At 62.7% G+C, this 23,121-nt stretch carries 20 protein-coding genes, 1 tRNA gene and 3 pseudogenes; 10 read left to right on the top strand and 14 right to left on the bottom strand.

Translation table 11 applies throughout. The features are described 5' to 3' along the window. The first annotated feature begins 160 nt into the window (after positions 1-160). The 3 genes and pseudogenes from chrA to A7X77_RS09100 all read left to right on the top strand — a co-directional run bounded on the left by chrA (position 161) and on the right by A7X77_RS09100 (position 3,328). The gene (chrA, locus tag A7X77_RS09090; protein WP_064682616.1) at positions 161-1,393 is read left to right on the top strand and encodes a chromate efflux transporter; all 1,233 of its coding nucleotides are present in this window, start codon (positions 161-163) and stop codon (positions 1,391-1,393) included. Between the two features lie 127 nt (positions 1,394-1,520). Further along, positions 1,521-1,903 (top strand): annotated as a pseudogene (locus A7X77_RS09095) (VOC family protein). Between the two features lie 93 nt (positions 1,904-1,996). Then, positions 1,997-3,328 carry a hemolysin family protein gene (locus A7X77_RS09100; RefSeq protein WP_064682617.1) on the top strand — a complete coding sequence of 444 codons (1,332 nt, stop codon included), beginning with the start codon at positions 1,997-1,999 and terminating at the stop codon, positions 3,326-3,328. A 5-nt stretch (positions 3,329-3,333) separates the two neighbouring features. Here A7X77_RS09100 and A7X77_RS09105 read toward each other — a convergent pair. Continuing rightward, positions 3,334-4,210: pseudogene (locus tag A7X77_RS09105) on the bottom strand (chromate transporter); the annotation flags it as partial. Between A7X77_RS09105 and A7X77_RS09110 the strand changes: the two are divergent. Beyond that, positions 4,175-4,492: a hypothetical protein gene (locus A7X77_RS09110; RefSeq protein WP_064682618.1), complete on the top strand. Its 318-nt coding sequence runs from the start codon at positions 4,175-4,177 to the stop codon at positions 4,490-4,492. The pseudogene A7X77_RS09105 and the gene A7X77_RS09110 overlap by 36 nt on opposite strands. After that, positions 4,473-4,790, top strand: coding sequence for a hypothetical protein (locus A7X77_RS09115; RefSeq protein WP_064682619.1), 318 nt, complete (start codon positions 4,473-4,475; stop codon positions 4,788-4,790). Before A7X77_RS09110 ends, A7X77_RS09115 begins: the two co-directional genes overlap by 20 nt. 241 nt (positions 4,791-5,031) lie before the next feature. Here A7X77_RS09115 and A7X77_RS09120 read toward each other — a convergent pair whose 3' ends face one another. The 10 genes and pseudogenes from A7X77_RS09120 to A7X77_RS09165 form a co-directional block, all read right to left on the bottom strand. After that, positions 5,032-5,334 carry a hypothetical protein gene (locus A7X77_RS09120; RefSeq protein ID WP_064682620.1) on the bottom strand — a complete coding sequence of 101 codons (303 nt, stop codon included), beginning with the start codon at positions 5,332-5,334 and terminating at the stop codon, positions 5,032-5,034. Between the two features lie 124 nt (positions 5,335-5,458). Beyond that, positions 5,459-5,534, bottom strand: a tRNA-Lys gene (locus A7X77_RS09125). 227 nt (positions 5,535-5,761) lie between these two features. Next, on the bottom strand, positions 5,762-6,673 hold the full coding sequence (locus A7X77_RS09130) for a PhzF family phenazine biosynthesis protein (RefSeq protein ID WP_010034710.1): 912 nt from the start codon (positions 6,671-6,673) through the stop codon (positions 5,762-5,764). A 64-nt stretch (positions 6,674-6,737) separates the two neighbouring features. Further along, positions 6,738-7,511, bottom strand: coding sequence for an NUDIX domain-containing protein (locus A7X77_RS09135; protein WP_064682621.1), 774 nt, complete (start codon positions 7,509-7,511; stop codon positions 6,738-6,740). Beyond that, entirely contained in the window at positions 7,508-8,617 is a 1,110-nt protein-coding gene (locus A7X77_RS09140; RefSeq protein WP_064682622.1) for an endonuclease/exonuclease/phosphatase family protein, read from the bottom strand. Before A7X77_RS09140 ends, A7X77_RS09135 begins: the two co-directional genes overlap by 4 nt. Before the next feature lie 27 nt (positions 8,618-8,644). After that, a complete protein-coding gene (locus tag A7X77_RS09145) occupies positions 8,645-9,484 on the bottom strand; it encodes a hypothetical protein (protein WP_064682623.1) in 840 nt (279 codons plus the stop codon). 512 nt (positions 9,485-9,996) lie between these two features. Continuing rightward, positions 9,997-11,016: pseudogene (locus A7X77_RS09150) on the bottom strand (ABC transporter ATP-binding protein). Then, the gene (locus A7X77_RS09155; RefSeq protein WP_064682624.1) at positions 11,004-12,698 is read right to left on the bottom strand and encodes an ABC transporter permease; all 1,695 of its coding nucleotides are present in this window, start codon (positions 12,696-12,698) and stop codon (positions 11,004-11,006) included. The pseudogene A7X77_RS09150 and the gene A7X77_RS09155 overlap by 13 nt, the downstream one beginning before the upstream one ends. Before the next feature lie 7 nt (positions 12,699-12,705). Beyond that, positions 12,706-13,683, bottom strand: coding sequence for an ABC transporter substrate-binding protein (locus A7X77_RS09160; protein ID WP_064682625.1), 978 nt, complete (start codon positions 13,681-13,683; stop codon positions 12,706-12,708). Between the two features lie 148 nt (positions 13,684-13,831). Continuing rightward, positions 13,832-14,599, bottom strand: a complete 768-nt coding sequence (locus tag A7X77_RS09165; RefSeq protein ID WP_064682626.1) for an alpha/beta fold hydrolase — start codon at positions 14,597-14,599, stop codon at positions 13,832-13,834. A 191-nt stretch (positions 14,600-14,790) separates the two neighbouring features. On the opposite strand from A7X77_RS09165, the gene A7X77_RS09170 reads away from it, so the two are divergent. From A7X77_RS09170 to A7X77_RS09180, 3 genes are all read left to right on the top strand, one after another. Beyond that, positions 14,791-15,261 (top strand): MarR family winged helix-turn-helix transcriptional regulator, encoded by a 471-nt coding sequence (locus tag A7X77_RS09170; protein ID WP_064682627.1) that lies wholly within the window; start codon positions 14,791-14,793, stop codon positions 15,259-15,261. Between the two features lie 230 nt (positions 15,262-15,491). Beyond that, a complete protein-coding gene (locus A7X77_RS09175; protein ID WP_064682628.1) occupies positions 15,492-16,550 on the top strand; it encodes an aldo/keto reductase in 1,059 nt (352 codons plus the stop codon). Positions 16,551-16,641: 91 nt separating this feature from the next. After that, a complete protein-coding gene (locus A7X77_RS09180) occupies positions 16,642-17,685 on the top strand; it encodes a DUF2278 family protein (protein WP_064682629.1) in 1,044 nt (347 codons plus the stop codon). A gap of 253 nt (positions 17,686-17,938) precedes the next feature. Here the strand turns inward: A7X77_RS09180 and A7X77_RS09185 are convergent, their stop codons facing one another. Then, positions 17,939-19,159 (bottom strand): PLP-dependent aminotransferase family protein, encoded by a 1,221-nt coding sequence (locus tag A7X77_RS09185; RefSeq protein WP_064682630.1) that lies wholly within the window; start codon positions 19,157-19,159, stop codon positions 17,939-17,941. 317 nt (positions 19,160-19,476) lie between these two features. On the opposite strand from A7X77_RS09185, the gene A7X77_RS09190 reads away from it, so the two are divergent. Both A7X77_RS09190 and A7X77_RS09195 read left to right on the top strand, forming a co-directional pair. Then, positions 19,477-20,577 carry a branched-chain amino acid aminotransferase gene (locus A7X77_RS09190; protein WP_064682631.1) on the top strand — a complete coding sequence of 367 codons (1,101 nt, stop codon included), beginning with the start codon at positions 19,477-19,479 and terminating at the stop codon, positions 20,575-20,577. A 72-nt stretch (positions 20,578-20,649) separates the two neighbouring features. Continuing rightward, on the top strand, positions 20,650-21,231 hold the full coding sequence (locus tag A7X77_RS09195; protein WP_064682632.1) for a class I SAM-dependent methyltransferase: 582 nt from the start codon (positions 20,650-20,652) through the stop codon (positions 21,229-21,231). Positions 21,232-21,265: 34 nt separating this feature from the next. Here A7X77_RS09195 and A7X77_RS09200 read toward each other — a convergent pair whose 3' ends face one another. Together A7X77_RS09200 and ilvC are read right to left on the bottom strand one after the other, a co-directional pair. Beyond that, complete coding sequence (locus A7X77_RS09200) at positions 21,266-21,748, bottom strand: DUF839 domain-containing protein (protein ID WP_156668097.1); 483 nt, start codon at positions 21,746-21,748, stop codon at positions 21,266-21,268. A gap of 329 nt (positions 21,749-22,077) precedes the next feature. Further along, positions 22,078-23,097 carry a ketol-acid reductoisomerase gene (ilvC, locus tag A7X77_RS09205; RefSeq protein ID WP_004668557.1) on the bottom strand — a complete coding sequence of 340 codons (1,020 nt, stop codon included), beginning with the start codon at positions 23,095-23,097 and terminating at the stop codon, positions 22,078-22,080. Positions 23,098-23,121 lie beyond the last annotated feature (24 nt).

Here is a 23,121-nt window from a genome sequence, read left to right on the forward strand (position 1 = left end):
AGGCCGGAGCCTCGAAGGACGGGCGGGTGAAAGACAGAGGCCAACCACTTCAACGTTAGAATGCCGTCTGCACCTTGCCGCTCGCGCGGGAGCGTGTAGTTTCGGCCGCGCGTCAATTCAGAGGTAAGCACGACATGTCCCACTCCCTGCGGAGGCAGCGATGAGCGCTCGTAACGATGCCCTACCGGTGGCCGAACCCGCCGACGGCTCGCCGTTCGAGGTTTTCCGCGTGTTCCTCAAGCTCGGCCTCACGTCCTTCGGCGGACCGATTGCCCATCTCGGCTATTTCAGGGACGAGCTGGTGGTGCGGCGCAAATGGATCGACGAGGCTGCTTATGCCGATCTGGTGGCGCTCTGCCAGTTTCTGCCCGGACCGGCCTCCAGCCAGGTCGGTTTCTCCCTCGGCGTCCTCAAGGGCAGAGGCCTTGTCGGCGGGCTGGCCGCCTGGTGCGGCTTCACGCTGCCCTCGGCAATCATGCTCTTTGCCTTTGCACTAGGCGCCGCCGCCTTCACCGGGCCTGTCGCAGAGGGCCTGCTCCACGGGCTGAAGCTCGTTGCCGTCGCCGTCGTCGCACAGGCGATCTGGGGCATGGCGAAGAGCCTGACGCCGGACCGCGAGCGCGCCGGCATTGCGCTGGCGGCGATCGCCATCGTCGTCTTCGTCGGCGGATCATTCGGCCAGATCGGCGCGATCGCACTTGGAGCGGCGGTGGGCCTCTATTTCTGCCGCGCCGATGCGCCAGCGCTTGCCGGCCGTCTCGGCTTTCCCGTATCGCGCCGTGCCGGCGCGATCGCCCTTGTCCTCTTTGCCGCCTTCTTCCTCATCCCGCCGCTTCTCGCCAATGCGACCGGCCATCAGGGGATCGCGCTCTTCGATGCTTTCTACCGCTCGGGTGCGCTGGTCTTCGGCGGCGGCCACGTCGTGCTACCGCTGCTGCAGGCGGAAGTTGTCGCTCCCGGCTGGGTGACAAACGAAACCTTCCTCGCCGGTTACGGCCTTACGCAGGCCGTGCCGGGGCCGCTCTTCACTTTCGCCGCCTATCTTGGCACGGTGATGACACCCGCGCCGAACGGATGGGCGGGCTCCGTCATCGCGCTTGTCGCGATCTTCCTGCCTGGCCTTCTCCTCGTCTACGGCATGTTGCCCTTCTGGGATGGCTTACGCACACGCCCGGCCATGCAGGCGGCCATGCGCGGCGCCAACGCCGCCGTTGTCGGCATTCTGGGCGCTGCGCTCTACAGCCCCGTCTGGACGAGCGCGGTGCTTTCGCCGCGGGATTTCGCGCTGGCGCTTACCGGCTTCCTGCTGCTCACCGTCTGGAAGGCGCCGCCCTGGATCATCGTCCTGCTGCTCGCGGCAGGTTCGGCCTCGCTCGTCGCAGCCGGCGCATAGCACCAAGATCGGATTCGATTTTCGCAAGGATTAGGCGCAGATTTGAAACAGGAGCGTCCGCCGCGCGTCCCATCGGGCCGCCGCGCCGGATTCCCCCGCAATGGCGAAAAACACCATGGAGGAAGCCATGCCCGGCATCAGCATGCGTTATATCGTCGACGACGTCGACGCCGCGGTGGAATTCTACACCAGGCATCTCGGCTTCTCCGTCACACTTCATCCGGCACCAAGCTTCGCCATCCTTACCAGAGACGGCTTCCGACTGCTGGTCAGCGGCCGACGGGTCCGGGCGGAGCTTCCCAGGCAATGCCGGACGGGCGAAAACCGGAGCCCGGCGGATGGAACCGTATCCAGATCGAGGTCGCCGATCTCGAGGCCGAGGTCGCCACGCTGCGCCAGGCCGGCGCGCGTTTTCGCAATGACATCGTGCAGGGCAACGGCGGCAAGCAGATCCTGCTGGATGACCCCGCGGGAAACCCGATTGAGCTGTTCGAAGCGCCGAAAAGATGAGCAGAGCGACATCGCAAGAACGACGGCTGCGCCTTGTCAGCCGTGCCCCAGCGTGTAGTTTCGGATTCGCGTCAATTCAGAGGTAGGCAAGATATGTCCGAATCCGCGGGCGGGCTCTTCGACTATGTCGGGATACTAGCCGTGTTTTTCCTCGTCGCCGCCAATGGCTTCTTCGTCGCCGCCGAATTTGCCCTGGTGTCGGTCAGGCGCAGCCGTGTCGCCGAGCTTGTTGCGGCAGGCCGCATGAACGCCTCCGCACTCCAGCGAGCCGTCGACAATCTCGACGCCAATCTCGCCGCCACCCAGCTCGGCATCACCATCTCGTCGCTGGCGCTCGGCTGGGTCGGCGAACCGGCGCTCGCCCATCTGATCGAGCCCCTGCTCTCCTGGCTGCCCGAGCCATGGGCGACGACCGGCGCCCATACCGTCGCCATCGTCGTCGCCTTCGTCATCATTACGGCGCTGCATATCGTGCTCGGCGAGCTCGCACCCAAAAGCCTGGCGCTGCAGCGCAGCGAGGCCACCTCGCTGGCCGTCGTGCGTCCGCTCGGGTTCTTCCTTGTATTGTTCAAGCCGGCGATCTTTACCCTCAACGGCATGGGCAACCTCGTGCTGCGGGCCGTCGGCCTTCGCGCCGGAACCGGGGAATCCTCGTTCCACTCGCCGCAGGAATTGAAGTTGCTGGTCGCCGAAAGCCAGGAAGCCGGGCTCCTGAACCCGGTGCAGCAGCAATTGGTCGAGCGGGTATTCAACATCGGGGACAGACCGGTCTCGGACATCATGACCCCACGTCTCGACATCGAATGGTTCGATGCCGATGACAGCGAGGCGGAGATCCTGAAAACGATCCGCGAATGCAGCCACGAGCAGCTGCTGGTCGCCCGCGGTTCGATCGACGAACCGATCGGCATGGTGTTGAAGAAGGATCTTCTCGATCAGGTCCTCGACGGCGGCAAGGTCCGGCCGCTGGAGGTGATCAAGCAACCCCTGGTGCTGCACGAGGGCACCAAGGTCGTGCGCGTCATCGACAGCTTCAAGGCGTCGCCCGTGCGCCTCGCCATCGTCATCGACGAATATGGCAGCCTCGAGGGTATCGTCACCCAGACAGACCTGCTGGAAGCCATCGCCGGCGATCTGCCGGGCGCCGACGAGGAACCCGACATCGTCGTTCGGGAAGACGGCTCGCTGCTGATCGACGCGATGATGCCGGCCTTCGACGCCTTCGAACGACTGGGCCTCAAGGATCGTCCCGACGCCGATTTTCACACGCTCGCAGGCTTCGCGCTGCATCAGCTTCAGCACATCCCCGAAGCCGGCGAAACCTTCCTCTTCGATGGCTGGCGCTTCGAGGTTATCGACATGGACGGCATGCGCATCGACAAGATGCTCGCAAAGCGCATTGCCGCCGAGGGAGCAGAGGGGTGATCAGTTATCGCCAGCGTCCAGACCATTCCGGCGGCGGCGCAGCTGAGCAGTGTCGCGATGACGGAAGCCTTGAACCGGAAGATCGCGATCGCGGCGGCGGCAGACAGCGCCATTGCCGCCGGCACGGCCGATTGCAGCACGGGGATATCGAGCCGCAGGCCGCCAAAGCTGACGACGGCAACCTCGGCAAACAGTGTGTGCAGGCCAAACCAGATGGCGAGGTTGAGAATGACCCCGACCACCGCCGCCGTTATCGCCGACATTGCCGCTGCCAGCGCGATATTGCCGCAGCTTTTCGATGAACGGCGCCCCGAGGAATATCCAGAGAAAACAGGGCACGAAGGTCACCCATGTCGTCAGGATCGCTGCAAGCGTGGCAGCCTGCATGGGATCCAGTGATCCAGGATTGCGGTAGGCGCCCATGAAGCCGACAAACTGGACCACCGTGATCAGCGGTCCCGGGGTCGTTTCGCCCGGCTTCAGCCAGCCAAAGTGCTGCACGGCTTCCTGCGCGACATAGGCAAGTACGGCATAGGCCCCGCCGAAGGTGACGACAGCCATCTTGCTGAAGAACAGGCCGATCTCGGCAAAGACGCTGTCCGCCCCGAAGACCGCGTAGACCGCAGCGACCGGAATGAGCCACAGGGCAAGCAGCACCGTCGACATGCGCAAGGACCAGGCGAGATTCGGGCGCGCATGCGCCGGTATGTCCTCGCCCAGCATTGAATCGGCATCCGATAGCACCGGCCCGCTGCCGGCCTTGTGCCCGCCGCCGGTCTTGAAGGCGGCAAGCCCGGCCCGGCCGCCGACAAAGCCGGCTGCGAGCACGATCAGCGGGAACGGCACATGAAGAAAGAAGATGACTACAAAGGAAACGTCGGCATCGTCGCCGGCCTGTTCTTCGGCCTGAAGGCGGCCGTGCTCGCCATGGCAAAATCATGCGCAAAGAGACCCACCCATGTCAAGCGCTCAGCCCGCCAGGGCGGCGGTGCGCTGACATCGCCCACCGGCCGCGCCGCAGGTTTAAGCGCCGATTCTGGCAGGCTGCAGGCGGAAATCCCTGATATTGCTCGCCTCGCGGCTCCAGAATGGAACAAAATGCTCTTTGCTCCATTTCTTTGTCACCGCAAGAGGAGAAAGTACCATGACGTACGACCCCAATAATGCCAACGACCCGAACCGCCCGCTGAATCCGAATCTGGATTTGCGCACGACTCCGACCGCGCGCACCAGCAATACGTGGGTTGTCTGGGTTGCTGCATTGGCCGTGATCGCTGTCGCTGCATTCGCCTATTCGCAGTGGAGCAGCACCCCCGGCACCTCCCCGGACACGACAGCCTCCACGACCCAATCCGAGCCGGCGCCGGCTACGCCGATCGCTCCGACCGACAACAGCGCAACGCCCGCACCCGCACCGGCACCAGCCCCGGCCACGCCGCCGGCTGCCCCTGCCCAGCAGTAAGCGCAACGTCGCAGAAAGAAGCCGACCCAAGGCCGGCTTCTTTTCCGCGGCGGGGCCTTGAACGTCGCCACGCAAGCCTTATCTAAGGGCCATAGAGTTTGTCTCTGACGGTTGACCACGGATGTACTGGCAGCCGTTGTCGAGACAAATCGAGGAAGGGTCGGTGCGAGTTTCGCCCGGCCTTTTTTCTTGCCCTGTCGCTCGGCGCCAATGCATACCTTCTGGTGCCCGCATTCCGATCTTATTTGGGGATCCTGTTGTAGAAGGATTGGGGATCGTACACGCACTCATAGTCGAGAAGGCACATTTTGCCGTCCGCATCCCTGACCGTTGCCGTGTCGTATTTGTCACCCAGATTGCACCTGGCCGGCGGATAACGGAAGCTGCGACCGCCGATCCCCATGCGCACGAAGACCTTCTTGTTCTGACGGATGATCTGCGCAAGCTCGCGGCAGCTATGATCACCCGCTCTGACCTCCGTTGCGCCGGCGGCAAAAGCCGGCAGCGGCAACGATAGAGCGACGGCAAAAACGACGATTCTCATGACCCCTCCGCTTGGTAAAGAAAGATAGGGCGCGCATAGACAGCCGCTGCCAGTCCTAAGCATGCGGCCCGCTTCGGCGCAAGACCCGCCTTGACCTCTAATATCTCAATCTTATCAAGAGATTTGGTGGGTGATGTAGGGCTCGAACCTACGACCCGCTGATTAAGAGTCAGCTGCTCTACCAACTGAGCTAATCACCCGTTCGCGCTTGGCTGCGCGGTGTGACGGGGCGTATAAACAGGATCGGCTGGCTTGTCCAGCGCATCGACGAAAATTCTTTGGTTTATCTCAAAGATTTTTCCGCATGGCCGAAATGCGGCGCACGATCCTGAAAGCCGGCGCCGATCTTCGCAAGGATTATGCGCAGATTCAAAGTGATAAAGCTTCCACAGCGCGTCCTGTCGGACGCAGCGGCGTTCTTATGAAATCAAAGGTCGAGGGTGCCGCTGGCCAGCCGCACCGCTTGACCGCCGATCCGCGCGTTGGAAATCGCCCCGCCTTCGACGTCTATATGCAGGTGGATGAAAGAGGGGCGACCCATCTCGACGCCCTGCTCGATCATGATCGGGTGGTGCCCGTCCGTCAGCCGGTCGAAATGGCGGATGGCCCCGGAGAGTGCCGCTGCCGCCGCGCCGGTGGCCGGGTCTTCGACAATGCCCATGCCGCTGGCGAACATGCGCGCATGGAACTTCGCCACGTGGTTGACGCCGCCGCGACAATAGACATAGGCCGAGGCCAGCGCGCCATCGACGAAGGGCACGATCTTTTCCCAGAGCTGCGGATCGAATTCCACCCGCTGCGCCGTGCCGACATCGTGCACTGGAATGAGCAGGAACGGAACCCCGGCGCTCCAGAGCGAAGGAACGTGATTTTCAAAGCCGATCTCGGTGACCTTCAGTGATAAAGCGTCGGCGATGCCGAGTTTGTCGAGCGGCATGACGGCCTGCTGCGATTTGCGCGGCAGGTCGAATTCGGCAAAGCTCGCCTCGCCCTCCCTCAGCCGCACGGCGCAACGCACCGGCCCGACATTTTCCTCGAGCACGGTAACGAGATCGACCGCCGCGGCACCATGAGCCCTTTCCGCCAGCGCGATCGCCGTGCCGACCGTCGGATGGCCGGCAAAGGGCAGTTCGCGGCCAGGCGTGAAGATCCGGAGCTTCGCCGCATAGGCGGGATTGGTCGAAGGCTGCACGAAAACCGTCTCCGAGAGATTGATCTCCCGGGTGATCGCCTGCATCGCCTCGTCGCTGAGATCGTCTCCGTCGAAGACCACCGCCAGCGGGTTGCCGGCAAGCTTTCGATCGGTGAACACGTCATAGACGCTGTAGCTTCGCGCCACATCGGCCTCCCTGAATCGTCATCGCGCCGTCAACCTGCCCGACCAAACGGCTGAGTGCAAGGCGCTAACGCCGGTTACCCTTTCCGAAATACCAGTCGATGACGGGCAGCATGGAGACGTTATAGGGATGGGCGGCGGGATCGGCCGAACGGATCGCCGCCGCACCTGCGATTTCCTTGTCCTCGGCGACCAGCATGTGGGCCTCGATCTGCTTCACCATCTCGTCTGCCGTCAGGTCGAAGCGGAAGAGCCTGAGCAGCGTCACCGTGCGCCTGGCATGGCTGGCAAAGAGCCCTTCCCCCGCGACCGCGTCGGCCAGGTCCAGTCCGGTCTCCTCGTGAACTTCGCGGCGCATATTGGCCTCGATGTCGCAGCGCCCGTCGATGATATCCTCCGGCTCCAGCGAGCCGGCCGCGAAATAGACCTGACCGGGATTGGCGGTATGCGCGCCCATGCGGATCGCCACGAGGGCGCCGTCGGAGCTTTCGAGCACCGGATAGGCGAAGATGTGCAGGCCGCCTTGGCGCTGCGGCTGCCGGCGCCACCACATGAAGGCAGAAAATGGAGTGACGTAGCCCTCGCCCGCAATCCCCTCTTCGCTGAACGACAGCCGCTGCTGGAACACCAGGCGGCCGTCGAACAGCGCCGGGTTGGCGGCGGTTTCCTTCGCCCAGTTTTCACGGATTGCCGCTTCCTCAGCGAGGACGAAGGGATGGGTGCCGGGCAGCACACGCAGGTCGACGCCGGCGATCGGGAAAACGGTCGCTTCCGGCGGCCAGTCCACAAAATCACCGGAAATATCGCCGGTCGGAAATTTCAAGTTCAAATTTGTTTTCATGGGAGATCCAGTGTCATGACGACGGGGCAATGATCGGAGGCTTTCGGCCGGTCCCAGCCGGTGCGTGGATATCGCTCCACCTCCTGGCCTGGCGGAAAGACGGTGCGGTAGGGTTGGCCGTTGCGGATGATTTCGGGCAGACGGCCGCTATTATGGGCGGCAAGTGCCGGCGAAAGCCAGATATAATCGAGCTGGCAAAGGTGCTGCTCCTGCGGTCCGCGCGCGTGATAGAGCGTCCAGCGGTCAAGCGGCTGGCGACGGACCACGACATTTTCGGCAAAGCCGTCATGACTGAACACGTCGAGCGCGCTTTCGGCTTCTAGCTGATGCTCGAAACGATAACCGGCGCCGCGCCGGCCGACAACGTCGACGCGCTCCTGATAATCGTTCATATCACCACAGATGGCGAAGCTCTTCTTGGCGGTGCGGCCGGCGCCGAACCTGTCCTCGATTATGCGGCGCACCGCGCGCGCCTCGGCGCGACGGAGCGGCAGTGTCGATTGCCGCCCATCCAGCCCGTCGCGCGGATTACCCATCGATTTGAAATGCACGACATAGAGCGAGAACGGCCGGCCGCCGATCAGAAGATCGAGCTCCAGGCAGTCGCGCTTGAAGATCTTGTCGTCGATGCGGTTGGTGAGCGCCAGGTCCTCATCGAAGAGATCGAAGTCGCGATAGGTCGTCATCGCATGGCTTCTGATGTCCTTGAGCTCGATCTTCTGGCCGTCGCGCGTTTCCTCGCGCATCAAGACGGCGACATCGATGCCGCGGCTGTCATTGCCCTCGACCAGGAATTTCTGGCGGTAGCCGTTTCCGACCATGCGGAAGAGATAGCCATATTCGAAGGCCTGCAGCGCCGCCATATTGTCGATTTCCTGCAAGCAGAGAATGTCGGCATCCGCATCCGCGATGGCGAGCGCCGTCATCTGCCGGGTGTCGTCGGTGGCGGCAATCACCCGCGCCTGTTCGAGCTGCTGATAGATGCCCTCGCTATTGACCTCGAAAAGCTTGATGACGCGGTCCTGGCGCAGCTGGTTGCGGAAGCCGGTGAAATCGAAACGGGTCAGCAGGTTTTCGACATTGAAAGTGGCGAGGCGAAGCGACATGGCGGGAATCCGGTTGCGGGCGGTACCTTAACCGGCAATTGCCACAGGGAAAGGTGGCGGGACCAAGAAAGTTGCGGACAGGCATGGCTTTTGCCGAGCTCGAATGCGATAGCCCGCCTCCCTCAGAGCCGCCAGCCGGCGCGGATGGACCCGCACTGCATCATCCGGCACGACAGCCGCGCGGCTGAAGGCGCGCAACGGCTGGCAAAAGGCGCCGCCACTGACCCGTCCCTCAGACGATTTAGTCGCCTTCGACGATACGGCAGGCGCGAAACCAAAAACCCGGCCCATTTTGGCCGCCCGCAGAGCCTGCGTAAGACGGCCGCTCAGGAAAAATATGCGGTTTAAGGGAGGGCTTACCCACAAATCGGGGCCTTCGAGGGCAGCCGGACTAACGGCCACCTCGTCGTCATGAAGATTCGGCCACATACTCACAGTACCGTCGCCAAATTCCATGACCTTTTGTGAATACTGGCGCAGGAAAGTGTCCTTGCGCTCGCCGATGTTGAGACAAAAATAATCACCCTCCACCGGCGTCTTGCGGTCATGCTGGAAAAGCTTGATCGGATAGAGCGAGGAATGCCCAAGCTCGAATTGGCGGAGCACTTCGGCGCAGGCCGCTGAAACCACTACCGCGCCTGCGGCAAGCACGAGATCCGCCAGCTTCTTTTCCTTCTTGTCGGGATACTTGGCAAATATCTCCTTTGGAAAATGCTCGGCGGACATCGGCTCGCCGGCTTCGTTCAACTCGGCCATCTGGCCAAGACTCATGCCCGTCGGCAACAGATCAGCGGTAAACGCCTTGATCCGTGTTGAGTCCATGAAGGCGCGGCTGGCCCAGACCCTTGCATTTTCCGATTGCGTCATAGCGATAATAATCTCCTGATTCAGTTCACATGGGCACAGGCCAAATCCTGCCCAATAGTAGGGTGAAGTAGATTGTTCCACTCACGCTCGTGGCCAAGTTCAACGAGAGATTATTAACCGCATTTGGCAAGCGAATTCGTAAGTGACGACACACCCATTAATCAACGATACTTCTGCATAGAAAAAAGAAGTCTGCGAACACTCCGCCACTCCGAACTGGCATTTGCAGCTAGGACCACTATTCATGATAGACTTTAGCTATGTTGCCAACTATAATTTGCAACACGCTCTGCAAATCTTTACCGATGGGGATCGCCAGCGCCGCCATCGGCCGCGTGTCGTCGGTGACCACGAAACCCGCGGCTGCTCAAGCTGCTGATAGACGCCCTCGCTCGACCTCATGACGCTTCAAGAGCCAGCTCCCCTCGGTGGCCCTTGGGCTCGTCAGGGATGCTTCCTCCCGGCGATTCATGTGTTCGGCTTTGAACCGTCCCCTGTTCTAGGCAGCTCCATCAAAGTCGCCAGCCTGCGCGGATGACGACGCGCACGGCCTCACCAGTCACGACAGCCACGCGGCTGAAGGCGCGCAGCGTCTGGCCGTTGCGGAGGGTCAGCTTGACGGCGTAGCGCTCGCCCTCGAAAAGCACGGATTCGACGGTCGCACGAGCTCCCTCGCCGCCGATGAGCACATCTTCCGGCCGCACCAGAATATCGGCACCACCGGTATTGGCCGCCTGCAGCGCGTCCTGCAGCTCGTGCCACTCCAGATGGCGTTCGCTGCCCATCACCGGCAGCGTCAGGATCGCGCCGCGTCCGATCAGGCCGCCGACGATGCGCCCTTCCGGCCGGGCATAGATTTCGGCCGGCGGCGCCACCTGCAGCAGGCGCCCCTCCGACATGACGGCGACGTCGGTCGCGAGCGCCATCGCCTCGCTCTGGTCGTGGGTGACGTAGATCATCATCGCGCCCGAGCGTTGGTGAAATTCTCTAAACGTCTCCTCCATCTCCTGCTTCAGGTGCCGGTCGAGATTGGCGAGCGGCTCGTCGAGGAGGACGACGTCGGGCGATGTCACCAGGCAGCGGGCGAGCGCCACGCGCTGGCGCTGGCCGCCGGAGAGATCGGCCGGCCGCCGCTCGGCATAATCGGCAAGCCGCACGGTGGAAAGCGCCTCGCCGACTTTCGTTCGGTATGCCTCGCCGGAGACGCCGCGCACCTTCAGGGGATAGCCGACATTGTCGGCGACGCTCATATGCGGCCAGAGCGCATAGGACTGGAAGACCATCGCCATGTTGCGCTTCTCGGGCGGCAGCGATTAGGCAGCATCGGCAAGCAGCCGCTCGCCGAGATGGATGGAGCCGTCGGAGGGCGTCTCGAAACCGGCGATCATGCGCAGAACCGTCGTCTTGCCGCAGCCGGAAGGCCCGAGCAGCGCCAGGAAGCCGCCCTCGCGCACATCGAGCGAGACATCGCTGACGGCCGCGCGGCCGGTACCGAAATCCTTGGCCACCCGGTTGAGGATCAGTTTCGCCATGGGACCACCCCTTTCGGCAGGTGTTTCGCCAGGAGTTCGAGCAGCAGCATCATGACGACGACCATGAGGACGACCAGCACCGAGAGCGCCGAGGCAAGGTCGGAGCTGCCGCTGTCGTCGAGATTGTAGATGGCGACGCCGAGCGTCTGGGTGCCGGCCGACCAGAGCAGTGCCGAGATCGTCAGCTCGTTGCAGGCGATCAGGAAGACGAGGATGACGGAGGCCCCTGCGGCCGGCGCTATCAGCGGCACAATGATGTCGGAAAGCCTTCGGAAGAAGCCGGCGCCGGAAAGCCGTGCCGCCTCCTCCAGCGCCGGATCGAGCTGGTGGAAGGCGCTGACCACGGGCTTCAGGCTGACGGCGAAGAAGGAAGAGAAATAGGCGATGAGGATGATCCAGATCGTGCCGTAGAGCGAGATGTGGAGGAAGGGGATGGGGGCGGCGAAGACCAGGATGAAGGCAACCGCCATGACGATGCCGGGCAGCGAATAGGGTATCTCGATCAGGCTCGCGATGATCCGGGAGGCCGCATCCTTGCGCCGCGTCAGCATATAGGCCGCAAGCACGGTCACCACCAGGAGACAAGCGGCGGTGGCGCCAGCAAGCGAGATCGAGTTGACGAAAGCCGTGCGCGTCACCGCCTGCCGGAAGAGGATCTCCTCGAAGGCATAGAGCGACATGGTCTTGAAGGTGAGCGGCACGCCGTAGGCCGGAACCAGCGCGCCGGCGACGAGCGCGAAGAAGGGTGCGGCGAGCATGAAGAACAGGATCGCCCAGAGGAGCGGCGTGAAGACGAACCGCCAGGCGCCGAGCTCGAAGGCCGCACTCGCCCCGGACAGGCCGATGACGCGGTAATCGCGGCCTCTGAGCGCCCGGTCCTGGATCATCAGCCCGGCGACCGAGATCATCGCGATGATCGCCGACAGCACGGCGACGTCGCCGAAGGTGCGGCTGGTGAAGGCGGAAAGCTTGGTGAAAATCAATGTCGGCAGCGTGAAGATCGAGGCGGGAATGCCGAGAATGGCGGGGATGCCGAAATTGCCGGTGCAGGAGACGAAAGAGATCGCCGCACCCGCGATGATGCCGGGCAGCGACAGAGGCAGGATGATGTCGCGGAAGACCCGAAAACTGGAGGCGCCGGAAAGCCGCGCGGCCTCGACGCCGTCGCGCGGCAGCGTCATCAGCCCGGCCCTGAGCGCGAGGTAGACGAGCGGCGCATGCTGGACGCCATAGAGCAGCGCGATGCCGCCGACGGAATAGAGCGGCTGCGGCGAGCCGAGCGGCGGCGCTAGCGAAAGCGCCTTCAGCAGCGGGCTCGACGGCCCCGACATCTGCACCCAGGCAAGCGCCGTCACCTGCGGCGGGATCATCATCGGCAGCACGAAGAAGAAGCTGAGCGGCCCCTTGCCCGGAATATCCGTCAGCGTCAGCAGGAAGGCAAAGAGACAGCCGATCAGGAGCGAGACGATCGTGCCGAGAACGGAGGTGACGATGGTGTAATAGGTGGCCTGCCAGAGCGCCGGATCGGCCAGCACATCGGTGACGCCGCCGCTGGCGAAGGCCGCGATCCCGACCATGGCGAGGCGAGCGAGCGGCAGCACGCTGAGGATCAGGACGGTAATGATGATAAAAGGAAACAGCCAGGCGGGCTGGCTGTTTCCTACTCTGACATAGCCTGGCATGAAGAGATCAGTTCGAGCCGTAGATGCCCGAGAAGGTCTTCAGATCCTGGTCGGTATTCTTCAGCGCTTCTGCGGCATTGACCGGCAGGACCTTGATCGTGTCGCGCGCCGGGAAGCCTTCCGGCACCTTCATGCCGTTCCGGGCCGGGATATAGCCGAGCTTGAGGAAGCCTTCCTGGCCCTTTTCGGAGAGCACGTAATCGACGAACTTCTTGGCGGCCTCGGCATTCTTGCTGCTGGCGAGGATGCCGACCGGCTCGGTGACGGCGGAAACGCCTTCGCTCGGGAAGACGAATTCGACCGGGGCACCCTTGGCCTTCTCGCGGATCGGCAGGTAGTCGACGACCATGCCGTAAGCCTTCTCGCCCGAGGCGACCGACTTCAGGACGCCGCCATTGCCGCCGGCGGCGATCGCGCCGTTCGCCTGAAGCGACTTGTAGAAGTCCCAGCCGAGGCCGGGAACCGCGGCAAGCGTTTGGGCATGGATGAGGGCCGCACCCGAAGCAAGCGGGCTCGGCATGGTGACGAGGCCCTTGGCTTCCGGCTTGGTCAGATCCTTCCAGCTCGCAGGCTTCATGCCGGCCGAGGTGTTGTACATGATGCCGGTGGTGATCAGCTTGGTCGAGTAATAGTAGCCGTCGGCGTCATAGAGCGAGGCGTCGTATTGGACGGCTTCCGGCGACTTGTAGGCGAGCAGCTTACCCTCTTCCTTCAGGCGCTCCAGCGTCACCATGTCGGCGATCAGGAGAAGGTCGGCGACCGGGTTGCCGGCCTGGATCTCGGCCTGCAGCTTGGCCATGATCTTCGGCGTACCGTCGCGCACCCAGTCGACCTTGATATCGGGATTGGCGGCCATGAAGCCATCGACCGTCGCCTGCGCGTCTTCGTTCGGCTGGCTGGTGTAAAGAACGAGGTTTGCGGCCGAAGCCGGAATGGCAAGCAGGCTCGCGGCGAGAAGGGCTGCGGCGGAAACGATCGTCTTCATAGGGAGGAGTCCTCGGGATTGCGTCACCCCTCCCTTATTAGGGGTCGTTGACAGCGATGTGACAGGCCGCCACAAGTCAAAAATCGCCGCCTTGCCGCCGGTGCAGCAAGGCCACGGCGCTTGCGTGCCATGGCCGTTTGAACGAACTCTACTTCGCAGCTTCCTCGATGAGTTCTGCCACCTTCTGCGGTTGCGAAACCATCACGACATGGGAGGCGCCATCGACGACGACGGTCCGCTTGGACCCTGCCCGCTCGGCCATGAAGCCGAGGGCTGCGGCCGGGATGTTCTTGTCGCCGGTGCCGTAGACGAACCACGACGGCAGCTTCTTCCAGGCCGGCTCGCCGGATTTGTCGGTCAGCGCGGCCTCGGTGACCGGGCGTTGGCCGGCCGCCATCAGGGCCGCCTGCTCGGCCGGCACGTCGCTGGCGAACTGATCATGGAACTTCGCCTGGTCGATATAGAGATCGACACCGCCGCCGCTGAGTTTCACCGGGGCCGCCAGCGCTCCGCTTAGCGTGCCGCCCGGAAACTTGCCGGCGAGATCGGCAACCGATTCCCCTGCCTCCGGCGCGAAGGCCGCGACATAGACCAGCGACTTCACGTTGTGATGGCCATTGGCCGCGGTCGAAATGACCTGGCCGCCATAGGAATGGCCGACGAGAACCACGGGGCCGGCGATGCTGCCGACGACGTCGGAGACATAGGCAGCGTCATTGGCAACGCTGCGCAGCGGATTGGCGGCCGCTACGACGGGGAAGCCGTCCTTGCGCAGGATTTCGACGACGCCGTTCCAGCTGGATGAATCGGCAAAGGCGCCATGGACGAGGACGACGGTCGGCTTCGCCGGCTGAGCAACGGCAGCACCGGAGAACAGAGCGCCCGCCAGGGCGACGGCAGCAGCAAACTTGAACATTGGTTATTTCCTTTCGTCGGTTGAGTGTCGGAGGAGCCGAAGCGGGTTTGGGGCGCTTCCCGCTTCTCGCGTTCGTCATTTAATTTGTAAGCGATTTATTTGTACACGATCTATTTAGTGCATCTCTTCCGGGGCGTCAATAGCTTGCAAACAGATCGCGCACAAATTATATTGAGCCGAAGGAGAGCGTGATGAAAGACACCACATCGAATGATCTCGCCGCCGTGCCCAAGATCGATGAAATGCTTTGCTTTTCGATCTATTCAGCCGGCCACGCTTTCAACCAGCTTTACCGTCCCCTGCTCGACGAATTGGATCTGACCTATCCGCAATTCCTCGTCATGACAGCGCTGTGGGCGCGTGACGACCGCACGGTGAAAGATCTCGGCGAGACGCTTTTCCTCGATTCCAGCACCCTCACCCCGCTGCTGAAGCGGCTGGAAAATGTCGGCCTCGTCACCCGCAACCGAAATCCCGCCGACGAACGCCAGGTGCTCTTGCGCCTGACGCAAGAGGGGCAGGCCCTGAAAAGCCGCGCCACCCATGTGTTCGACTGCATCGGCAAAGCTGTCGGCCTCGACGCCGAGACTGTCGGCAAGATCAGGGACACGATCGCTTCGATCCGCGACACCATTCACAACAAGGATAAGGGCGAGGTCTGACGCGAGTCCGCCTCCCCGCGCCGCTGCGACGATTTTCGTTCGAAAAGCCGATAGCATATTGTAGGATCTATCGGCTGCCGGCACGCGCGATCGGTCATCACCGCCACGCGGCCCGAAGATGCCGGCGCCCGCAATCTTGCCCAAGCCTCACGCAGGCGTGAACCACGCCGCCATTGCCATTCGGCCGCGCTGAGGTACGTCAATCGTGTTTCGATGAAGGAGGAGTTTCAATGGAATATCGTCTGCTCGGCCGCTCCGGCCTGAAAATCTCGACATTGACCATGGGCACGATGACCTTCGGCGGCGTCGGCTGGGCGAAGATGGTCGGCGATCTCGGCGTATCCGAGGCGAAAAAGATGATCGATATGTGTATCGACGCCGGCATCAATCTGATCGACACCGCCAACGTCTATTCATCGGGCGAATGCGAAAACATCATCGGCGAGGCGCTCGCCGGCAAGCGGCCGCAGGGCGTGCTGCTCGCAACCAAGGCCCGCTTCGGCATGGGCGACGGTCCGAACGACCGGGGTCTTTCGCGCTACCACCTGATCCGCGAATGCGAGGCAAGCCTGAAACGCCTGAAGACCGATGTCATCGACCTCTATCAGGTGCATGAATGGGACGGGCAGACGCCGCTCGAAGAGACGATGGAAGCGCTCGACACGCTGATCCGGCAGGGCAAGGTGCGCTATGTCGGCTGCTCCAACTATTCCGGCTGGCACATCATGAAAGCGCTCGGCATCGCGAACGAGCACAAATACCAGCGCTTCGTCAGCCAGCAGATCCACTATACGCTGGAAGCTCGCGACGCCGAATACGAGCTGCTGCCGATCTCGATCGACCAGGGCCTCGGCGTCCTGGTCTGGAGCCCGCTGGCCGGCGGCCTGCTCTCCGGCAAGCACCGCCGCAACCAGGCAGCACCCGAAGGCACCCGCCAGTTCGCCGGCTGGACCGAACCGCCGATCCGCGACGAAAACCGCCTTTGGAACATCGTCGAGACCTTGGTGGCGATCGGCGAAGAGCGCGGCGTCTCAGCCGCTCAAATTGCCCTCGCCTGGCTGATCGGCCGCAAGGCGGTCACCTCGGTCATCATTGGCGGGCGCACCGAAGTCCAGTTTCGCGACAACATCGCCGCTGCCGAGCTGAAGCTGACGGAAGAAGAGCGCAAGCGCCTGGACGCCGTCAGCCTGCCGCCGATCCTCTACCCCTATTGGCACCAGCTGAACACGGCAAGCGACCGATTGGGTGAAGCCGACCTCGAACTCTTCGGCCCGCACCTCGAGCAATAGCAGCCGAGGCCTGCACGGCGGAGGATACGCGTCACAAAAGATGCACTTTATCGGTGCTAGCATGAGATCCCGCCACCGCAGCGAGGTTCTCATGCTGAAGAATTACAAGGTCCTGAAGGGTACGGCGAGCGCGCTCGCCCTCGATGACGACAACGATCCCCATATCGAGATCCGCATCGAGGCGGACGGCGTCAGTTACCGCATTGCGCTGAACGTCCGCTCGAAGATGTCGCCCCACGACCTGCTCTACGCCAATATCGTCGATTTCAAACACGCGGCACTGACGGAGGCGCTCGAAGCTCTGCCGATGGGCCTGACCGACATCCGCAAAGACCGCCCGGAGCTTGCGATCGATTATGTCCGCGGCGGCCTGATCGAACGCGAGGATATGGATGTCGCACCCTTCCAGCTCTCCGGCCCGAAGAACGATCTGAGGGAATTCATCGAGCCGATCGTCGAGGAAGGCATCACCGATCCCGACATCCACTTCTATGCCTTCGGCGAAGCCTGGGGGCCGGAGCACGGCAAGCCCGATCAATATTTCGATTTCGAGCCGGGCAACGGCATCCACGACATCCACATGAACCAGGGTGACGGCGGCAGCTTCAAGGCCACCAACGGCCCGAACCAGGACGGGGCGCTGCTCGTCCATTTCACCGATACCGACGAATGGGCGGCGATCTTCCTCTGCTTCCAGTCGCAGAACTGGAACACCGATGCTGAGACCGGCCACCCCGTCTCCGAAAACCGCGGCGGCCAGGGCCGCGGCGAAGGCACGCGCCGGCCGCAGCCGGTCGTCGCCTCGTCGTTGCGCATCATCGCCGCCTTGATCAATCCGGTGAATGGCGAAGGCGGCACCGAGGCCGAAACGGTGACGCTGATCAACCGCTCCGATATGTCGGTGTCGCTCGACGGCTGGAAGCTGGAGGACGAAAACGGCCGGACGCAGACGCTATCGGGAACGCTTGCCGCAGGCGAGATCCGCACCATCGCGCTCGATGCCGCAGCCGGCGGCCCGCAGCTCGCCAACCGCGGCGGCGACATCATCCTCCGCAACACCGACGGCGCGGTTGCCGACCGCGTCGGCTACGGCAAGAGCGAAACCGCGAACGAGGGCTGGACGACGATTTTCTGATTGGGTGCTGGTGCACTGATTTGCGAAAAGTATGGCAATGGAAGGATAAACGCTTACCCCTTTCCTCTGAGAGAAGAAGGCGGAAGCGCTCGTCACAGGAATCCAGCGTGCCCAAGTCCTTGGGCACGAGAGAGTCTTTCACGAATAAGAGTAAATCACCGCGGGGACGCGCCGTGGCTGGAGTCCTGTGACGAGCACACTAACAGGAATGGGGACGGCGGTGAATGTCACTGCCTCTTCTCATCCCTCCCGGTCACCCGTCGATCTCATCGGCAATCAGCTTGCCCAACCGGCCAATGCCGTCCTCGATCATCTCCTCGTTGGCGCAGGAGAAGCTGACGCGGAAGGTGTTGACGCCGGAGCCGTCGGCGAAGAAGGCCTTGCCGGGTACGAAGGCGACCTTGGCGATTTCGAGCGATTTCGCCAGGAGCTTGGCGCCATCCATGCCTTCCGGCAGCGTGACCCAGATGAACATGCCGCCTTCCGGCTTCGTCCAGCTCGTGCCTTTGGGCATATACTTTTCGAGGGCCGCCAGCATGCAGTCGCGGCGATGGCTGTAGGCGGCGTTGATCTTGGCGACCTGGGCATCGAATCCGCGCTCGGCGACATGGCTGATCGCGATCTGGTTGATGGTCGAGGAATGCAGGTCGGCCGCCTGCTTCATCAGCACCAGCTTGCGGATGACGGGCGCATTGGCGACGATGAAGCCGACGCGAAGACCGGGCGCCAATGTCTTGGAGAAGCTGCCGCAATAGATCGTGCGGGTATCGTTGATATGGCCCTTTTCGGCAATCTCCAGCGCCAGGATCGGCGGGATCGGCTCGCCGTCGAAGCGCAGCGACTGATAGGCGGCGTCCTCGATAACGGCGACATCGAGTTCTTCGGCAAGCGCCAGTACCTGCTTGCGGCCGGCGAGATCGACCGTTTCACCGGTCGGATTGGAGAAATCGGCGGAGAGATAGGCAAATTTCACCTTGCCGCCGGCGGCGGCTGCCGCCGCGCGGTAGGATTCCGGTGTCCGGTTGCCGCCTGGCGTCAGCTGGTCATAGGCCGGCTCATAGGCGTTGAAGGCCTGCAGCGCGCCGAGATAGGTCGGCCAGGTGACCAGCGCAGTATCATCAGGCGACAGGAACAGCTTGCCGAGATAATCGAGCCCTTGCTGCGAACCGGAGACGATGAAGATGTTGTCGAGTTCGCAGGGAATGCCGAGGGCCGCCATCTGCTTGGCCAACCATTCGCGCAGCGGCTTGTAGCCTTCGCTGACCGAATATTGCAGCGCCGAATTGACGGCAGGACCGGCGAAAATATCGGCGTAGGCCTGCTTGAATTCCTGATCCGGAAACAGCGCCGGATCGGGAATGCCGCCGGCAAAGGAGATGATTTCGGGCCGGTCGAGAAGCTTCAGGAGCTCGCGAATTTCGGATGCGCGCATGCGCGACGAGCGCGATGCAAACATGGTGTCCCAGTTCAGCATGGGGTTTCCTCGTATTTTTCTATAATACGGCCGACAAACCATGCGGCGGAAATTATGTCAATAATACTGACCTATTTTCTTGTCGTGGTGACATGTTGGAAGACCTCATATTCCAAAGCCTTGGATGTTCCGGATCTCCCTGGATATTGACGCCATCCGATATCGAAGCCGCTCGGTCCCGTATTTGCTCGACAGCAGCCACATCAAGCGATTATTCCTCCGATCAAAGCCGGAACCGACTGATTCAGACCTTTCCAAGACCGGCTCGGCGGCGGTAGTGTCGCCGCCACTCTTCAATTTACTATCAAGGTGCAGCAATGACCGTGACGTCGGCCTCTCAGGAAATCAAAATCGAACTCCACAAGTCTCCCGTCTCGGACGCCGAACGTATTAAGGCGCTGGAGGCGCCCGGCTTCGGCAAGCTCTTCACGGATCATATGGTCCTGGCACGATGGACGGCCGAGAAGGGCTGGCACGATGCGAAGGTTACGCCGAGGCGGCCCCTGGAGCTCGATCCTGCGAGCGCCGTGCTGCACTACGCGCAGGAAATCTTCGAGGGCATGAAAGCCTACAAGGCGGACGATGGCCGGATTCTGCTCTTTCGGCCTGAAGAGAACGCACGCCGCTTCGCGCAGTCGGCGACCCGCATGGCGATGCCGCCCGTACCGGAAGAACTCTTCCTAAAGGCGGTTGAAGAATTGGTGCGCGTCGACAAGGCCTGGATACCGTCCGGCGATGCCAGCCTGTACCTCCGCCCCTTCATGTTCGCCAACGAGGCGTTTCTCGGCGTTCGTCCGGCTCAGGAATATGTCTTCTGCATCATCGCCTCTCCGGTCGGCGCCTACTTCAAGGGCGGCGCCAAGGCCGTCTCCCTTTGGGTCGAGACCGAATACACCCGTGCAGCCGCCGGCGGCACCGGTGCTGCAAAATGCGGCGGAAACTACGCAGCCAGTCTCGTGGCGCAAGCCGAGGCGTCGAAGAAAGGTTGCGATCAGGTCGTCTTCCTCGACGCCGCAGAGCATCGTTGGGTCGAGGAACTCGGCGGCATGAACGTCTTCTTCGTGATGAACGATGGATCGGTGGTCACCCCGCCCCTTGGCGGCACGATCCTGCCGGGCATCACCCGGGCCTCCGTGATCGTGCTCGCCGAAGAGAGGGGATTGCGCGTCGAGCAGCGCCCCTACTCGTTTACGGAATGGCAAGACGACGCTGCCAGCGGCAGACTGGCCGAAGCGTTCGCTTGCGGCACCGCCGCAGTCCTGGCGGGCATCGGCCTGGTTCGACATGCCGGCGGCGAGTTTCTGATCGGAGACGGACAGACCGGCAAATTGACCAGCGAACTGCGCCAGCAGCTCGTCAGTCTGCAGAAGGGTGTAACGAACGATCAGCATGGCTGGACGCGCCTCATCCCGACCTGAACTCGGTCGTGCGCCGACCGCCTTCGGAGAGACACCTTCAATCCAACAGACCTTGGGGATCGGACGCTCCGCATGCACCGTGACAGCACCTCCGCCTTCTACGACGAAAACGCCGAGATTTATGCAAATCGGGCGCGCAGCCTGCCAAAGCAGCAGCTCGATGCCTTCCTCGCGCGGCTCGCACCGGGTGCCGCAATCCTCGAACTCGGCTGCGGCGGCGGGCAGGACAGCGCCTACATGCTGTCGCAGGGTTTCGACGTGACACCGACCGACGGCTCGGCGGAGCTTGCAAGGCAGGCGGAGATGCTAATCGGCAGGCCGGTCAAGGTCATGCTGTTTCAGCAGCTCGACGCCGAAAGCGCCTACGACGGCGTCTGGGCGCATGCGAGCCTGCTCCATGTTCCGAGATCCGAGCTCGCCGACGTTTTCGCCCGCATTCGCGGTGCGCTCAGGACCGGCGGCCGCCTTCATGCAAGCTTCAAGGCAGGCGAAGCAGAAGGCCATGACGGTTTCGGGCGCTACTACAACTACCCCTCCTCAGAGTGGCTGTCAGAGCTTTTGACCAAAGGCGGCTGGCGCGACATTGCCATCAGCGAAAGCGACGGCAGCGGCTATGACGGCAAGACGACGCGGTGGATCACCGTATGGCGCTGAGGGCCGCATAACGCGATACCGGCGCGGCGACAGCTCATAAAGGTGGCCGGAAGAGGGGCTCGTCCCGGCCGCTTATGGCATTCGCAGTGAATTGGCAGCCTGACCGCCACTCGCCCCAAGGCTCGACGCGGCGTTTCCTGTCGTCAGACTGCAATCTTGCCGCCGCCGGCCTTGGTATCGCAACGACCGCAGGACGCACCGGCATATCAGGTTTGAAGTCCGGCCAGCGGGCCGAAACGTCCTCGTAATAGGATGGGCGGTCCATGGCCCGGCCAGTCCTCGCCGCCATCGCCAGGATGCTGCCGGCGACGAAGGCGGTTTCGTCATCCGGCGTGAAGAGAGCGGGCCGCACATTTTGGCGCCGACCGGCACGCGGAAGAACGGTTTCGAGGTGGCGCGCCGCCCCTTCCGTATCGACGGCCCATAGTCCGTCGGTGCGGCCGGTGGGCTTGTTGCTGTTGCCATCCGTCGACACCCAGAGGCGGCCAGCAACATCGACGGCACACGTATCGGGCATGCCGAACCAGCCGTTCTTGGTCGTTTCGGTCGAAAAGGTCGCCGACGGCCGCAACCGAGGGATCGCAGCACTTGAGGAGCACTTCCCACTTGCCTGACGTGGCAGTGAAGTCGCCGTCGTTGCCGATGACCAGCGATCTCGTCATCATGGCTCCAGCCGCTGACGTTGCGGCCGGCGCTTCGACCGCTGCGTCCTTATGTCCGGCTAGTGCGACGCAAGCAGAAAGCCGCAACCGAAGGCAACGGCTTGGCTGCACGACATGCAGGGAGGCAAAACTGCAAAGCGCGCCGCATGAACCAGGTTCGATGCGGCGCGCTCTTGAAAATCGCTTAGTTGACCGACTTGTCGACCAGCTTGTTCTTGCCGATCCAGGGCATCATGCCGCGCAGCTTGGCGCCGACTTCCTCGATCTGGTGGCTGTCGTTGTTGCGGCGGATGCCCTTGAAGCGGGCAGCACCGGAGCGGTATTCCTGCATCCACTCGGAGGTGAACTTGCCGGTCTGGATGTCCTTGAGGACGCGCTTCATCTCGGCCTTGGTCTCTTCGGTGATGATGCGCGGACCCGTGACGTATTCGCCCCACTCGGCCGTGTTGGAGATCGAGTAGTTCATGTTGGCGATGCCGCCTTCATAGATCAGGTCGACGATCAGCTTCACTTCGTGCAGGCACTCGAAATAGGCCATTTCAGGCGCGTAACCTGCTTCGGTGAGCGTTTCGAAACCGGCGCGGATGAGCTCGACGAGACCGCCGCAGAGAACGACCTGTTCGCCGAAGAGGTCGGTTTCGCACTCTTCGCGGAAGTTGGTTTCGATAATGCCGGAACGGCCGCCGCCGACGCCGCAGGCGTAGGAGAGAGCGAGTTCAAGGGCGTTGCCGGAGGCGTTCTGGTGAACGGCGACGAGGCAGGGAACGCCGCCGCCCTTCTGGTATTCGCCGCGAACCGTGTGGCCCGGGCCCTTCGGCGCGATCATGACGACGTCGACGGAAGCCTTCGGCTCGATCAGGCCGAAGTGAACGTTGAGGCCGTGGGCGAAAGCAATCGCAGCACCGTCGCGGATGTTCGGCGCGATATCGGCCTTGTAGATGTCGGCCTGCAGCTCGTCCGGCGTCGCCATCATCATCAGGTCGGCCCAGCCGGCGGCTTCGGCAACCGTCATGACCTTGAAGCCGTCGGCTTCCGCCTTCTTGACGGTCGGCGAACCGGCCTTGAGAGCGATGACGAGGTTCTGGGCGCCGCTGTCCTTCAGGTTCAGCGCGTGAGCGCGGCCCTGCGAGCCGTAGCCGATGACGGCGACCTTCTTGGCCTTGATGAGGTTGAGATCGGCATCACGATCGTAATAGACGCGCATTTGAAGTTCCTTCCCTTGTGCTTG

Origin of the sequence: Rhizobium bangladeshense (assembly GCF_001662075.1) — a bacterium.
GTDB lineage: Bacteria > Pseudomonadota > Alphaproteobacteria > Rhizobiales > Rhizobiaceae > Rhizobium > Rhizobium bangladeshense_B.

Coding starts and splice junctions, on each gene's coding strand:
- chrA (WP_064682616.1), top strand. CDS start 161: ATGAGCGCTCGTAACGATGCCCTACCGGTGGCCGAACCCGCCGACGGC.
- A7X77_RS09100 (WP_064682617.1), top strand. CDS start 1,997: ATGTCCGAATCCGCGGGCGGGCTCTTCGACTATGTCGGGATACTAGCC.
- A7X77_RS09110 (WP_064682618.1), top strand. CDS start 4,175: ATGAAGAAAGAAGATGACTACAAAGGAAACGTCGGCATCGTCGCCGGC.
- A7X77_RS09115 (WP_064682619.1), top strand. CDS start 4,473: ATGACGTACGACCCCAATAATGCCAACGACCCGAACCGCCCGCTGAAT.
- A7X77_RS09120 (WP_064682620.1), bottom strand. CDS start 5,334: ATGAGAATCGTCGTTTTTGCCGTCGCTCTATCGTTGCCGCTGCCGGCT.
- A7X77_RS09135 (WP_064682621.1), bottom strand. CDS start 7,511: ATGAAAACAAATTTGAACTTGAAATTTCCGACCGGCGATATTTCCGGT.
- A7X77_RS09140 (WP_064682622.1), bottom strand. CDS start 8,617: ATGTCGCTTCGCCTCGCCACTTTCAATGTCGAAAACCTGCTGACCCGT.
- A7X77_RS09145 (WP_064682623.1), bottom strand. CDS start 9,484: ATGACGCAATCGGAAAATGCAAGGGTCTGGGCCAGCCGCGCCTTCATG.
- A7X77_RS09155 (WP_064682624.1), bottom strand. CDS start 12,698: ATGCCAGGCTATGTCAGAGTAGGAAACAGCCAGCCCGCCTGGCTGTTT.
- A7X77_RS09160 (WP_064682625.1), bottom strand. CDS start 13,683: ATGAAGACGATCGTTTCCGCCGCAGCCCTTCTCGCCGCGAGCCTGCTT.
- A7X77_RS09165 (WP_064682626.1), bottom strand. CDS start 14,599: ATGTTCAAGTTTGCTGCTGCCGTCGCCCTGGCGGGCGCTCTGTTCTCC.
- A7X77_RS09170 (WP_064682627.1), top strand. CDS start 14,791: ATGAAAGACACCACATCGAATGATCTCGCCGCCGTGCCCAAGATCGAT.
- A7X77_RS09175 (WP_064682628.1), top strand. CDS start 15,492: ATGGAATATCGTCTGCTCGGCCGCTCCGGCCTGAAAATCTCGACATTG.
- A7X77_RS09180 (WP_064682629.1), top strand. CDS start 16,642: ATGCTGAAGAATTACAAGGTCCTGAAGGGTACGGCGAGCGCGCTCGCC.
- A7X77_RS09185 (WP_064682630.1), bottom strand. CDS start 19,159: ATGCTGAACTGGGACACCATGTTTGCATCGCGCTCGTCGCGCATGCGC.
- A7X77_RS09190 (WP_064682631.1), top strand. CDS start 19,477: ATGACCGTGACGTCGGCCTCTCAGGAAATCAAAATCGAACTCCACAAG.
- A7X77_RS09195 (WP_064682632.1), top strand. CDS start 20,650: ATGCACCGTGACAGCACCTCCGCCTTCTACGACGAAAACGCCGAGATT.
- A7X77_RS09200 (WP_156668097.1), bottom strand. CDS start 21,748: ATGCCCGATACGTGTGCCGTCGATGTTGCTGGCCGCCTCTGGGTGTCG.
- ilvC (WP_004668557.1), bottom strand. CDS start 23,097: ATGCGCGTCTATTACGATCGTGATGCCGATCTCAACCTCATCAAGGCC.